The following is a 13,810-nucleotide window of genomic DNA, read 5'->3' on the forward strand; positions in this document are numbered from 1 at the left end:
TTTGAGCTTTTGTTAGGGCATCAGATCAGTTTCCCGGAAGAATGGGTAAAGGAAGTAATCAAATATACTATTAAATTTCTGAAAATGAACTTCTTATTTGTCCTATAGGCTACTTGATTAGCTGTTTTCTATAAGCCCCAGGGGTAATGCCTCTGTGCTTTTTAAACAACCGTGATAAATAGCTTTCATCGGTGAAATTTAATTCTTCGGCAATTTCACTAATGCGCATATTGCTATGGGCAAGTCTGGTTTCAACGAGCTTCAATCTGTAGTTGATGACGTAATCCTGAATACTCTCTCCGGTACGTTCCCTGAAAAGCTCCCCAAGGTAGTTCGGGGAAAAATGAAAATGAGCTGCAATTGCCTTAATCCGGAGATACTCTGGTTCAGCAATGTGTTGTTGTAAATAAGCAACAATTTGGATGATGTCGTTTTTAGGTGTTTTCTTTCGCAGTTTAGGAGGCTCTGTTAAGGAGATGTTACGGGCAAGAATATTAACCAAAGTAGAAACAGACTGACGGATAACCAAAAGGTAACCCGCTTCTTTCTGCTGGTATTCCCGGATAATTGCCGATAGCAGTGCCTTTCCAAATTGTTCATCTTCAGAATTGCGGTATACACAGCCCGCTTTGGCATGGAGATTATTAAAGAGGTATTGTGCCTTTTTTGTCCAATCACAGAATTCCAGTTCTTCTACCTCATTTTTAAATTGAGAGAAAGATAAATCGTTGAAACGGATGAACAGAAAGTTCGTCCTGGATTGCAACTTAAATGTGTATTTATCTTCCGGGCTGAGCAGGAATATCTTTCCTTCATAATAGTCATGTGTATTGCCGTTAATCAGGACCTTTCCCATTCCGGATATCAGGTAAACCAACTCAAATACATGAGGTGTTGACGGGTTCTTCCAGGTATCTGTTTCCAGCAAAAACAGATCAAAAGGCTGCTTTTTACCTTTAGTATACATATCGGCAAATGTACCGGATAATCCTCTTAAAGTCCAATTTTTCTCCCGGGCATTAGCGCTTCCTTTGTGGCCTAAAATAATTTGTATGCAAGAAAGCAATGTGACTATACCCTATCCCGCCAGATGGCAGGCTTTAGCAGTATTATTAATGGGTGCATTCTTATCACCATTGGATTTCTTTATTGTGAATGTAGCACTGCCGGCTATGCAACAAGGTTTACATGCGAATAGTGCAGAGCTTCAGTTTATTGTTACCGGTTATGGAGCTGCTTATGCCGTATTTGTGGTAACAGGAGGAAGATTGGGCGATATCTATGGCAGAAAACGCATCTTTATCACTGGAATGTGTCTCTTCACTTTGACTTCTGCAGCCTGCGCAATCGCAACTAATGCAGAAGTGTTGATTGCGGCCCGTATCTTACAGGGACTGGCAGCAGCGATGCTGGCGCCGCAAGTACTCTCTTCTATCAGAGTGATCTTTCCAGCCACAGAACAACCAAAGGCGATGGGTTTATTCGGAGCGACCTTCGGACTGGCTTCTATTGCCGGACAACTTTGTGGGGGAATGCTATTGGAGTGGCAGCCGTTTGGCCTAACCTGGGAGACCGTATTTCTCATTAATATTCCCATAGGGCTTGTTGCAATTGTGCTGGCTCTGATCTTTATTCCGGAAAATCGACCGGAGAAAAGACCGAAGCTGGACATTCCAGGTGTGATCCTCATCTCCATCACCTTATTCTTGTTTATCTACCCGCTAATTAAAGGAAGGGAAGCCGGATGGCCACTCTGGGTATTCATTTGTATGGCCATGTCTGCGCCTTTTGGCCTTTGGTTTATCCGTACAGAGAAACGCATCACTGCTGAAGGCAAAGATCCCCTGATTTATCTGAAGTTATTTAAGGATAAGAAATTTGTCGCCGGCCTGACTGTTATTTTTCTTTTTAACAATACAGCCTCTTTTTTTATGATTTATCCGGTTTATTTGCAAAGTGGTTTTCATTGGACGGTATTGGAGGCAGGTCTGGCCGTATTACCTTATGCCGCGGGATTTTTTATTGGCCCGTTATTGTCGGCAGTATTATCCAGAAGCTATAAAGATCATGTTTTGACAATTGGATTGAGTTTGTTAACTATTGGATTTGTCCTGTCGGCAGTAGTATTGTGGTATTATCCCTTACCGGGTGGGCTTTTATATGGAGCTTTGCTATGTGCCGGAGTGGGACACGGTATTGTAATGCCGGTGGTGGTGAGGCTGGTACTGGCAGATACACCTATTGCCACCGCTGGCCTGGCTGCGGGAATTGTGAGTACTGCTATTCAGCTGGGAAGCGCGCTGGGAGTGGCGATAATCGGAACGCTATTTTTTAGCATTCTCCCTCTTGCCGGCAGTTACACCAATGCATTTATGATTGCCATCCTGGTATTGGGATCGCTTGAATTGCTTGCGTTATATTATGGTATAAAATTAAAGAACAGTAAATATTAAATAAGACCTTGTATATGAATTTAAACGAATTGGCTACCCGGGAGATTGTTCGCTTTCATGAGCAGATCGGGAAATGGTTTAGGGGAGAGATGAGCCCAAATGAAAAAGAAGAGATGATGGCCTTAACTGCTTTTCATACTGCATTCCAAATGATAAGTCCTTCCGGAGCCTGTATAAACCGGTCTGATCTGGAAAGTTGGTTGCCATCTGTATACGCTGGAAAGCCTGGTATACTGGTAGAAGTAGCGAAGATTAAAGTACGCTTTGAACAGGCAGGTGCAATATTGATGGAATATGAAGAGTACCAAAGTGGTGGTGGTACGGAAAACAAACGGATTTCAACAGTCTTGTTTATTCAAACGGAAGAGGGGGGACTTCAATGGTACCAGTTACATGAAACCTTTCTACCATAAAATGATAAAAAGATGCCCTGGTTTCAAGGGCATCTTTTTATTCGGTATTCATCATTAATGTTTTTATTCAGTTTCCTGATCAGGCCCAAAACTGATTTTCTTTTTCCAGGTCTGCAGAAAAAATTTCTGCTTTAATAATCTGCCCGTTTTCAACTGTATAAACATCAATATTATCTACTTCCATGGTATTCCCGTTTGGCTGACTGGCAGTCCAGCGTAACACACAAGATGCTTTACTACCGTTTGCACCGATAGACGTGATGTCTGTTAAGCGTAAGGTATTGGCAGAAAGTTCAAACATTTTTCCGACCATCTGGAACACCTCAGCATTTGAATTTTTTATACCTGATATTTGATTTTCACCAGGTTGGATCCAGATTACTGCAGGATGTAACAGGGCTGCCAGTTTTTCATTATCTCCGTTTTGTACTGCTGTTAAGAATTCTGTAACTACTCTTTTTGCTTCGTTTTTCATGTTATTTTTATTTATAGGTTATTTTTTAAATTGATGTTCTTTTTAACAAGCAGTGGATTATTTCCTTCTTGTTGATAACAAAGGTCAGGAATAAGAGAGGGCTGAATGATACCTTTTTGCGACATACTATTACCTTTTTGCGACAATCCTTGTTTTTGTACTCCTGACTTGGTTATCTTCATATATAACTAATCACGAAGATGGAAGATCAGGTAAAGAAATTGGTGATGGGCATTTTGGCCTATGCCGTGCAACGGGATATTTCGCCCGAAGTATTGTGTCGCTTGTCTAATATCACTATTGATGAATTGAAAAGCGGGCAAGAGCCCTTGTCCGACAGACAGGTTAATGAGGTCTGGCTAAATGCGGTACATTTAAGTAAGGATGATCTCTTTGGTTTGCATTTTGGAGAATCCCTGCAATTGTCTGCATTGGGGATCGTAGGAGAAATCATAAAAACAAGTGATACGGTAGGTGAAGCCATAAGCATCGCTGCATCACTCACCCCTTTAATCACCAGTGCTTTTCGTCTGGAATTGCTGCATGATGAAAACACTTTTACCTTACTGTTTGTACCTCAGGTAGAGAACTGGCAGCAAAGTCCGGCATTATTACAGACATTGGATTTTTTAATGGTATTTGTAGTCCATGAACTGGATGGGCTTCTGCTAAAGAAGGTAAGACCAGTTTCTGTTAAATATGCCCGGTCCATACCTGTTACAGATGAGTATGAGCGTGTGATGCGCTGTGCACCTGTGTTTGACAGTACCGACAATGCCGTTACTTTTGACCGCTCTTATTGGAATGAACCGATACTCAGCGCCAATTTTGAATTGCAGAGAATGCTGGTAGAAAAGGTACAGCCATTTACAGGAATAATCAGTAGTACTCCTGATTTACGGACCAGAATCTACAATTACCTGATGAGTAATGCTTACCTGGGAATTATTTCTCAGGACCAGATCGCTTCCAACTTTAATATCAGTACACGCACCTTACAACGAAAATTAAAGGAGGAGGGGGTTAGCTTCCAGCAACTGGCAGATGAGGCACGTAAATCTCTTGCAATCACCTACCTGAAATCAGGAAGCTATCCTATGAAGCAGATTTCCTATATGCTTGGGTATAATGAAATTACTGCTTTCATCCGAACCTTTAAAAGGTGGACAGGTACTACTCCTTCTGTTTACCAAAAGAACGATAGGGTGGAGTATATGTCCTGAAATTTTTGGACATAAAAAAAGCTAACAGTATGAATGTTAGCTTTTATAGAGTGTTTGAACTCTTCCAGTACTCAGAGCGGGAATCGAACCCGCACGACTTTTAAGGTCACAGGATTTTAAGTCCTGCGTGTCTACCAGTTCCACCATCTGAGCAGGTGTTAACCTTTTAAATTAAATGCCTTCATGTGATGAAGGCATTTAGAGCGAAAGACGAGATTCGAACTCGCGACCCCGACCTTGGCAAGGTCGTGCTCTACCAACTGAGCTACTTTCGCATGATTTTAATTTAACATCCTCCGATGTTGCCATTCTAGTAAAGTGTATTTTGTAATACCCTTTGTTTCGTTTGGGAATGCAAATATAGACACTTTTATTTTCCTGTCAAGTTTTTTTTATAAATAATTTGAATGTTTAGTATAAGTTGTTGGACTTCAATACTTCCATGATCAAATTATTTTCAAATCCTTTGCTCATCAGGTGTGTGATGAGCTTATTCCGCCTTTTATAAGGATCTTTTTCTGTGATCTGTGCCGACTTTTTCTCCGCAGAAATGAGAATGGTCTTCAAATAATCATCATAATCGATCTTATTTAATGCTTTTAAAATCATCTTTTCAGGAACTTTTTTAAGCTTTAGTGCCTGCTTGATTTTTATTTTGCCCCATTTTTTTATACTAAACTTTCCTGAAACATAAGCCTGTGCAAATCTTTCTTCATTCAAAAAGTTGGTGCTGATCAGTTCCGAGATCAATTCTTCTACTTCATCACTGTGTAAGCCAAACTCATATAGCTTGTCCCGGACTTCCTGCTGTGCACGTTCCTGATAGGCACAATAATGCTCGGCTTTAAATAAAGCAGTCTTCTTATCTAGTTTTATTGTTCTTTTCTCTGAGGGTTCCAATACCTGCAATATTACGTAATCGGGAACAATCAGACGTGATAAACAAGTCGTTTCTGAGTAAAATAATAGCAGTTTCTCTGTATTTATGAAGTTAAATCGTACTCTTTTGCATTGCCTTTACCAGTTTCCCCAATTGTTGAAGATCTTTCTCCAGCTGTGCTGTCCAGGGTAATCCGAAACTCAGACGCATGCAATGGTCAAACTGGGGCTGAAGTGTGAACATTCTTCCCGGAGCAATGCTGATCTGATGTTTCATGGCCTGATGGTATAGCTCAGCGGTATCCACACTTTTATCCAGTTCAAGCCATAAAAAGTACCCTCCCTGCGGCTGACTGACCCTAACACCTTCAGGAAAGTAATTGGCAATGGCTCCAATGTATTTCATGCTGTTATGGTATAAGGTCTGACGCAATTTTCTCAAATGATTTTCATATCTGCCGTTTTTGAGAAATATGGCAACCACTTCTGAAGTCAGCGGGGCTGAGGAAATCGCATGATAGCGCTTTAGCTTGATCACCTGATCTTTAAATTTTCCGGGAGCGATCCAACCTACCCGGTAGCCTGGGGCAAGCGTTTTGGAGACGGAATTGCAGTAAAGGACTAACCCACTTTCATCATAGGTTTTACAGGTTGTTGGCCTGTTATTGCTGAAGTAAAGATCCCCATGGATGTCATCTTCTATCAATGGAACATGGTAATGTTCCAGGAGTTTGACCGCCGCCCTCTTATGTTCATCCGGCATGGAAGAGCCACAAGGATTGTTGAAATTGCTTACAAAAAGGCAGACTTTGATTTTATTGGTTGATAGCGCCTTCTTTAGCGCGTCGAGTTCAATTCCTGTAATGGCATTAGTAGGTAATTCCAATACCTGTAAACCTGCACTTTTAGCCAGCTGTAAGATGCCAAAATAAGCTGGACTTTCTATGGCAATAGTATCCCCCGGTTTAGTCAGTGCCAACAGGGCATAAGAAATGGCATTCATACAGCCGGAAGTGGTGATGAGGTCTTTTTCTGTGAAATCAGCCCCCCAGCCAAAAGACCATTTTGCAATTTCTCTCCTTAGGTTTTCATTTCCTTGAGTCGGTTCGTAACCGGTACCGCTTGCTGGCAGATTGCGCATGGCCTGAATAAGGCCTTTGTTTAGCCTGGCAATTGGCAAAAAATCGTCATGAGGCATGCCTAAGGAAAAAAGCGTGTTTGCCGGATCTTCCCGATCCATATAAACCTGGCTAACCAGATCGTCGGGAGGGAGGAGACCATCGGTCGCTGATGGGTTACTGGTCTGAGGAACAGCAAGACGTTTTACAGGAGGGAGACAGACATAGTATCCTGAGCGTGGGCGGGTTTCAATCAATGACCTGCTTTCCAGTTCATAATAAGCTTGCGTTACCGTACTCATACTCAAACCTTGTTCCCTGCAGACCATCCTTACTGAAGGTAGTTTGTCGCCAGCTTTCAGTACTTCATCAAGGATCTGTTTCTCTAATCTGTCCGCAATTTGAAGGTATAGGAATTGATGGCTTTTTGTATTCATTTCAGATAACTGTATTGATCAAATATAATCAAATTGTATCTGTATCGGTTTGTTGAGGCGCTAATTTATTAACCTGTTTTCTTTTTCATCTCTACCTGATTCACAAAAGAAATCAGTCCGGTTGATTTCAAAAAACTGATGGTTTCAACAGCGGTAGCATCTATATTGATTAATGAAATTTCTATGCTGTTTTCTTTAAAGATATATTGAAACAAAGCAGAACCCAATCCCTGGTTTCTATGTTCTTTAGCTACAGCGAATTGTGAAATGCGGTTGTTCTGCGGGTTGTAATTGGCATAGGCTACCAATTTATCTTCCCTATAAATCCCAATGCTACGGTTTCCGGAACCGATATTTTTTAATGCGGTAATTGAATTTTGCCAAGAGGGTTGCCAGTCCCAGAAGGAAGTCAACTGCTTCCAATCTATGTTTTTCAATTCGGTTACGGTATAGGTATCCGGATTTTTGGGAATCTGAGGGGTACCTTTGAAACAGATGAGTTCCCGTTCTGCGGTAAAGCCGACAGATTTATAGCTTTTTATTGCAGGAATGTTTTGATCCAGAACTTCCAGATAACAATATTGTATTCCTGCTGTTTTAAATAAAGGTAATATGAACTGGTACATTAGTTTGGTCAGTTGCCGGCCTCTTCCGGATGGGATGACACCGGTACCGGCATTGTAGGCTGCTTTTTCTCCATCCAGAATATCGATTCCATGCAGGATAAAACCAATGAGTTTTTCCTCTTCATAAACCCCGACAGAAAAGTTGAGGTCAATAGAGTCTGCAATCAGTTTTCGTTCTAGCTGTTCTTTTGTAAGTTGTAGAGGAACCAGGTAATCGAAAAAAGCCTCGTTAAATGTAGCCAGTAAAATATCAGGGGGTGTCTGGACTAAGTTTTTGAATTGTAACATCTGTAATGTATCCTTTATAAGGTATCCTTGTTAATTGCTAAATTATATATTTTCCTCTTGAAGGATAAACAGTGAAGGGATATGTGTTAAGAATTTTACCTGTTTAACTAGTGATACCTGGCCTTATATCTGCTGATGCCACCAAGGAACCCAAAGAGAAGGTAATCAGAAGCGGGATCAATTGTGAAGTCTCCCCCAAGGAGATTCCCTGAGACCATAGGATTTTAACATAAATGCTTAATTTTGATGTCATGAACGATACCATTTATACCATTGATCATTTTGCAGAAATCATTCAGGCAAAATCTTTCATCGCTAATCCAAAACTCAACGTTACGAGACTGGTGATTGATAGCCGGAGTGTTATTGATCCGGAAAATTCTTTGTTTTTTGCTTTAAGCTCGAAGAGAGATGGTCATGAATATCTGGAGGATGCTTATAAAAATGGGATCAGAAGTTTTGTAATCAGTGATGCGGCCTATCTTGAGAAATTTCGGGATGCCAATATTTTGCTTGTAGCGGATGTTTTGCTTGCTTTACAGCGTCTCGCTATTGTCCATAGGGAACAATACGATTTAAAAGTATTGGCCATTACAGGCAGCAATGGAAAAACCATTGTAAAGGAGTGGTTGTATCAATTGTTGGCATCAGATTTTAATATCGTTAGAAGTCCAAAGAGTTTTAATTCTCAAATTGGAGTTCCTTTATCGGTCTGGAATATCAGCGATGAGCACACATTGGGGATTTTTGAAGCAGGTATCTCTAAAGAAAACGAGATGGAAGCGCTTCAAAGAATTATTCAGCCGACAATTGGCATTCTAACGAACCTGGGAGAAGCCCATGCCGAAGGCTTTGCCTCTCAAAAAGATAAGCTTCTTGAAAAATTAAAGCTTTTTAAAGATACAGACCTCTTTATTTATTCTCCTGAATATATCCTGGATCTTCCGGTATCGGAATTGCCCGGGCAAACAAAGTTCTCCTGGAGCATGAAGCAAAAAGCAGATTTACAGATCTCTTTTATTGAACCTATTGAAGACCGGAACTATGTCCGGGCGCTGTTTAAGGGAGCTGAGATTGAATGTCTGATTCCTTTCTCTGACCGGGCCTCTGTAGAAAACGGAATCATTTGCTGGGCCGGTTTACTTTCTATGGGCTATTCCCCTGAAGAGGCTGATGCGCGTCTGGAAAAATTAACCCGTGTAGGAATGCGGTTAGAACTAAAAAATGGGATTAACCAGTGTTCTGTAATAGATGATTCTTATAGTGCCGATATTTCCTCACTGGCCATTGCACTGGATTTCCTTAATCTGCAAAACCAACATGCTAAAAAAACATTAATCCTTTCTGATTTACATGAAACGGGTAAAAATCAGGAGGAGTTATATACCGAAATTTCAGCCCTATTGAAGCAAAAGAACCTGAGCAGGCTCATTGGAATTGGTCCTCATATCTCTGCATCAGCAGCATTGTTCGATATGGATACCTCGTTTTTTCAAAGTACACAGGACTTTATCGATCATTTCCCGGCGATACACTTCAGCAATGAAACGATCCTGGTAAAAGGGGCCAGAAAATTTGAATTTGAAAGGATCAGTAAGCTAATTACACAAAAAGTGCATGATACTGTCCTGGAAATCGATCTGAATGCCCTTGCCGGTAACCTGCAGTTTTACAGAAATAAGCTCAGACCGCAGGTGAAAATCATGGCAATGGTAAAAGCTTTCTCTTATGGAAGCGGCAGTTTTGAAATTGCAAACGTACTTCAGTACCATAAAGTGGATTACCTGGCAGTGGCCTATACGGATGAGGGGGTCGCACTGAGAAAAGGAGGGATTACTTTGCCCATTATGGTCATGAGTCCTGAACCTTCGGCATTTGATGCCATTGTAAAATATAACCTGGAACCGGAAATCTATAACCTGGACATCTTAAGCAGTTTCATTAATTTTCTTTCTGCGGATGCATATGATTACCCTGTACACCTGAAAATAGATACCGGAATGCACCGTCTTGGTTTTGAAGAAGGAGACCTTACTGAACTGCTGGAAATGATCAGGGGCAGCAGGAAGGTAAAAGTGGTATCGGCTTTTTCTCATCTGGTAGGTAGTGAAGATGAGCATCATGATGCATTTACCAAACATCAGATGGAAAGGTTTAGCGCATTTACCCGGCAGATTTCTGATGGCTTAGGCTATAAATTTATCTGGCACATTTCCAACACTTCGGGAATCACACGCCATCCGGAAGCTCAGTTGGATATGGTAAGAATAGGAATAGGCCTTTATGGTTATGATGGCGGACTGGATAGAAATCATGGACTGCAGACTGTTGCGGTATTAAAAACAACTGTTACACAGGTAAAGGAAATCAAGCCAAATGAAACCATCGGTTATGGCCGCCGGGGAATTTTACCGGATGGAGGAACAACGGCCACTGTAAAAATCGGATATGCTGACGGATACAACCGCAGGTTTGGAAATGGTATCGGAAAAATGTTGATCAACGGTAAGCTTGTGCCTACAGTCGGCGTGATCTGCATGGATATGTGTATGTTGGATGTGACCGGACTGGAAGTGAAAACTGGTGATGAAGTAATTGTTTTCAATGGAGAATTAACCATTGCTAACCTGGCAGAACAGATCCAAACAATTCCTTATGAGATCTTAACAAATATTTCACAAAGGGTGAAACGGGTCTATTTTTATGAGTAGTTTTGCAGCATGAACAGAATTGGACGGGCTTTCCTTAGGTACCTCATTAAAGGACTACTGATTGTATTGCCCATTGCGCTTAGTATTTTTATTGTGATCTGGGCTGTCACTACAGTAGACAGCTGGCTAAATGTGAACAATATCTTAGGTGTGGACCCCAGAACAGGCGCCAGCCGGAATATTCCCGGACTTGGATTATTGCTAGTCATCTCGATTACACTTGTCGCCGGAATATTTGTTACCAATTTCGTAACCGAACCAATGTACAACTGGTTTACGAGAATCCTGGATAGACTACCGATCCTGAAATTTATCTACTCCTCTATAAAAGACCTTACCGAAGCCTTCGTTGGCGATGAAAAGAAATTTAATAATCCCGTCCTTGTTGAGGTAGAGGGAGATATGAAACGAATAGGTTTTCTGACACAAAGTGACCTTGGTAACATTGGTCTCCCAGGTGAAGCCATAGTCTATTTTCCTTTCTCTTATTCGTTCGCCGGACAGGTATATGTGGTGAAAAATGAGAAAATAAAACCACTCAATATGAGTGCTGCTGATGCTATGAAACTGGTTGTTTCAGGTGGCGTTAGTCATTTCTAAATCTCTGAGGATAACCAAAAAACAGAAAACAAATGGTTGTGAGCCGACATGCAAATGTTTTGCCCTTCAGCAAAAGATTTGAGGAGGCGAATAACTATTTGTTTTCTGTTGAACCTTAATCTAAGAATTACCCTCCTCCCCCAAAAAATAGCCTCCCAGAAAATGGTCTCCCGGAAAACGGCCTCTCAAAGTTTAGTTTCCCAAAGAAAGAAAACATAAAAAACGCCTTACCTAAGTAAAGCGCTATTCATATAAATAAGGAGCGAAGCTCCAAAACAAAAAATCTAAAAATTCGGTTTCAATACATACTTATCATAGAACCTGAAAATATGTTCAGCTGCTTCCTCGGCAGTATCTACTAACCTGAACAGGTTCAAATCTTCTGCATGAATATTATGTTCCTTCTGTAACATGGTGCTCTTGATCCAGTCTACCAGGCCACCCCAGTAATCTTTCCCTACCAATACAATCGGGAATCTGGCAATCTTTCCGGTTTGAATCAATGTAATCGCCTCAAAAAGCTCATCCATAGTTCCCATTCCACCTGGCAATACGACAAATCCCTGCGAATATTTCATAAACATTACCTTCCTGATAAAGAAGTAATCAAACTCCAGTAATTTGTTATGGTCAATATATTTATTGTGAAACTGTTCAAATGGAAGGTCAATATTTAAACCTACAGATTTCCCGCCATTCATGTGTGCTCCTTTGTTACCTGCTTCCATGATCCCGGGACCACCACCTGTGATTACCCCATAACCACGCTCTGTTAATAGTCTGCCGCATTCTACAGCAATCTCATAATATTTATTGGTTTCTGCTGTTCTTGCCGATCCAAAGATGGATACGCAAGGGCCAATTTTTGCTAATTTCTCGAAGCCGTCGACAAATTCGGCCATTATTTTAAAGATCTGCCAGGAGTCAGTAACTTTTATTTCCTGCCAGTTTTTATTTTCAAACGCACTTCTTATTTTCTCTTCACTTGTCATTCTATAGATATTTAGGTATTAAAATTTTGTTTGTAAATCTGTTTTTTTGCTGATCAGTAACAGCCCGATAAAGGTAATCAGTCCATTTACCAGAATCAGCTCCACACTAAAAACATAACCTCCTAATAAGGTGGCTGAATTGGCATTTAGCAAATAGCAGATCGCCGGTGAGATGAGGCATACTAAAGGTACTAATTTATCATGAAGTCCTCTTTTTCTTACAAAAAGACCGAAACTATACAGACCAAGAAGTGGGCCATAAGTATAAGAGGCGACTTTAAAAATCCCTTTTACTACTGACTCATCATTAAAAGCGTTGAATATGATGATCACAAGGAACATCAATAATGAAAATCCTACGTGAACCATATGTCTCTTTTTAACCAGGTCTTTGGAATTTGAATCTTCTTTTTTATCCATCTGTAGAAAGTCCACACAAAAAGAGGTGGTCAGTGCTGTTAATGCAGAGTCTGTAGTGGCAAATGTAGCTGCTGTTAAGCCCAGCATAAATACAATAGCCGGAACTACACTAAGGTGATTCAGGGCAATCTCAGGGAAAAGAAAATCTGTTCTTGGTTTACCTGTCACATGATCTAATGGAATTTCGATCCCGTTCTTTGTGGCATAAATGTATAATAAAGCGCCTACACTCAAAAAGAAGATATTCAGGATCACGAAAACTCCGGTGAAAGTAAACATGTTCTTTTGCGCTTCACCTATGGTTTTCATACTCAGGTTTTTTTGCATCAGATCCTGGTCTAATCCGGTCATGGCAATGGTTACAAAGATCCCTCCGAGCAGCTGTTTACTGAAATGGAAATTGCTCGTCAGAAAGTCCTCGTAAAAGAAAATTTTGGAATAACCGCTGTTTTTAATCGACTCAAAGGCTTTAGGAATATCCATATCCAGACTGCTGCAAACAAAATATAGGGTCAGAAATACAGATAATACCAGGAAGAAAGTTTGCAGGGTATCAGTGATAATGATCGTTTTTAGTCCGCCTTTAAACGTATAAGACCAAATGAGTCCCAGAGAGATTAGTACCGTTGCCCAGAAAGGAATCCCGTAACTGTCAAATATAAAGCGTTGTAATACAATAACTACCAGGTATAAACGAAAAGCAGACCCTATGGTTCTGGAAATCAGAAAGATGGAGGCTGCAGTTTTATAGCTGTAGAAACCCAGTCTTTGTTCAATATAGCTGTAGATGGAAGTGAGCCTCATCCGGTAATAGAGGGGGAGTAGCACTGTTGCGATAATGATAAATCCTATGGCATTGCCGAGCACAAATTGAAAATATTGAAACTGGTTACCTGAAGGGGCCCCAACTTCTCCCGGAACGGAAATGAAAGTTACTCCGGATAATGCTGTTCCGATCATCCCAAAGGCCACGAGGTACCATTTTGAATTTCTGTTTGCAATAAAAAAAGTGGAGTTATCAGATGATTTTTTCGAAGTTGCAAATGCAATGATGATCAGGATCAGGAAATAACCAATTAAAAAAGACAAAAGTATAGCTGGGCTCATAGTATGTTTTTAGCAGCTAAATGTAAGAAAATCAAATTTTAAAAATCAAATAACGGAAGATAAATATA

13 protein-coding genes and 2 tRNA genes are annotated in these 13,810 nt (G+C 40.7%); 5 read left to right on the plus strand and 10 right to left on the minus strand.

All coding sequences use genetic code 11. The annotated features are described in order from the left end of the window. Positions 1–109: 109 nt before the first annotated feature. Positions 110–967, minus strand: a complete 858-nt coding sequence (locus tag BFS30_RS16450; RefSeq protein ID WP_069380292.1) for an AraC family transcriptional regulator — start codon at positions 965–967, stop codon at positions 110–112. Positions 968–1,052: 85 nt separating this feature from the next. Between BFS30_RS16450 and BFS30_RS16455 the strand changes: the two genes are divergently transcribed. Then, on the plus strand, positions 1,053–2,453 hold the full coding sequence (locus BFS30_RS16455; protein ID WP_069380293.1) for an MFS transporter: 1,401 nt from the start codon (positions 1,053–1,055) through the stop codon (positions 2,451–2,453). Between the two features lie 14 nt (positions 2,454–2,467). After that, on the plus strand, positions 2,468–2,866 hold the full coding sequence (locus BFS30_RS16460) for a hypothetical protein (protein WP_069380294.1): 399 nt from the start codon (positions 2,468–2,470) through the stop codon (positions 2,864–2,866). A gap of 79 nt (positions 2,867–2,945) precedes the next feature. On the opposite strand, the gene BFS30_RS16465 is transcribed toward BFS30_RS16460, so the two are convergent. Then, positions 2,946–3,341: a nuclear transport factor 2 family protein gene (locus BFS30_RS16465; RefSeq protein ID WP_069380295.1), complete on the minus strand. Its 396-nt coding sequence runs from the start codon at positions 3,339–3,341 to the stop codon at positions 2,946–2,948. 11 nt (positions 3,342–3,352) lie between these two features. Next, entirely contained in the window at positions 3,353–3,523 is a 171-nt protein-coding gene (locus BFS30_RS27765) for a hypothetical protein (RefSeq protein ID WP_157262937.1), read from the minus strand. Between the two features lie 18 nt (positions 3,524–3,541). On the opposite strand from BFS30_RS27765, the gene BFS30_RS16470 reads away from it, so the two are divergent. After that, positions 3,542–4,564 carry an AraC family transcriptional regulator gene (locus BFS30_RS16470; RefSeq protein ID WP_069380296.1) on the plus strand — a complete coding sequence of 341 codons (1,023 nt, stop codon included), beginning with the start codon at positions 3,542–3,544 and terminating at the stop codon, positions 4,562–4,564. Positions 4,565–4,632: 68 nt separating this feature from the next. On the opposite strand, the gene BFS30_RS16475 is transcribed toward BFS30_RS16470, so the two are convergent. The 5 genes from BFS30_RS16475 to BFS30_RS16495 form a co-directional block, all read right to left on the minus strand. After that, a tRNA-Leu gene (locus BFS30_RS16475) sits at positions 4,633–4,717 on the minus strand. A gap of 49 nt (positions 4,718–4,766) precedes the next feature. Beyond that, positions 4,767–4,839, minus strand: a tRNA-Gly gene (locus BFS30_RS16480). A gap of 136 nt (positions 4,840–4,975) precedes the next feature. Continuing rightward, positions 4,976–5,464 carry a regulatory protein RecX gene (locus tag BFS30_RS16485; protein WP_069382478.1) on the minus strand — a complete coding sequence of 163 codons (489 nt, stop codon included), beginning with the start codon at positions 5,462–5,464 and terminating at the stop codon, positions 4,976–4,978. 91 nt (positions 5,465–5,555) lie between these two features. Next, positions 5,556–6,998 (minus strand): PLP-dependent aminotransferase family protein, encoded by a 1,443-nt coding sequence (locus BFS30_RS16490; protein ID WP_069380297.1) that lies wholly within the window; start codon positions 6,996–6,998, stop codon positions 5,556–5,558. Positions 6,999–7,066: 68 nt separating this feature from the next. Then, positions 7,067–7,912, minus strand: a complete 846-nt coding sequence (locus BFS30_RS16495) for a GNAT family N-acetyltransferase (RefSeq protein ID WP_069380298.1) — start codon at positions 7,910–7,912, stop codon at positions 7,067–7,069. A 251-nt stretch (positions 7,913–8,163) separates the two neighbouring features. On the opposite strand from BFS30_RS16495, the gene BFS30_RS16500 reads away from it, so the two are divergent. Beyond that, positions 8,164–10,623, plus strand: a complete 2,460-nt coding sequence (locus BFS30_RS16500) for a bifunctional UDP-N-acetylmuramoyl-tripeptide:D-alanyl-D-alanine ligase/alanine racemase (RefSeq protein ID WP_069382479.1) — start codon at positions 8,164–8,166, stop codon at positions 10,621–10,623. Between the two features lie 9 nt (positions 10,624–10,632). Then, positions 10,633–11,223 (plus strand): DUF502 domain-containing protein, encoded by a 591-nt coding sequence (locus BFS30_RS16505; RefSeq protein WP_069380299.1) that lies wholly within the window; start codon positions 10,633–10,635, stop codon positions 11,221–11,223. 284 nt (positions 11,224–11,507) lie between these two features. Here BFS30_RS16505 and BFS30_RS16510 read toward each other — a convergent pair whose 3' ends face one another. Further along, entirely contained in the window at positions 11,508–12,215 is a 708-nt protein-coding gene (locus BFS30_RS16510; protein WP_069380300.1) for a TIGR00730 family Rossman fold protein, read from the minus strand. Between the two features lie 18 nt (positions 12,216–12,233). Further along, positions 12,234–13,742, minus strand: a complete 1,509-nt coding sequence (locus BFS30_RS16515; protein WP_069380301.1) for a sodium:solute symporter — start codon at positions 13,740–13,742, stop codon at positions 12,234–12,236. Positions 13,743–13,810 lie beyond the last annotated feature (68 nt).

It is taken from the genome of Pedobacter steynii (assembly GCF_001721645.1).
Taxonomy (GTDB): Bacteria; Bacteroidota; Bacteroidia; order Sphingobacteriales; family Sphingobacteriaceae; genus Pedobacter; species Pedobacter steynii_A.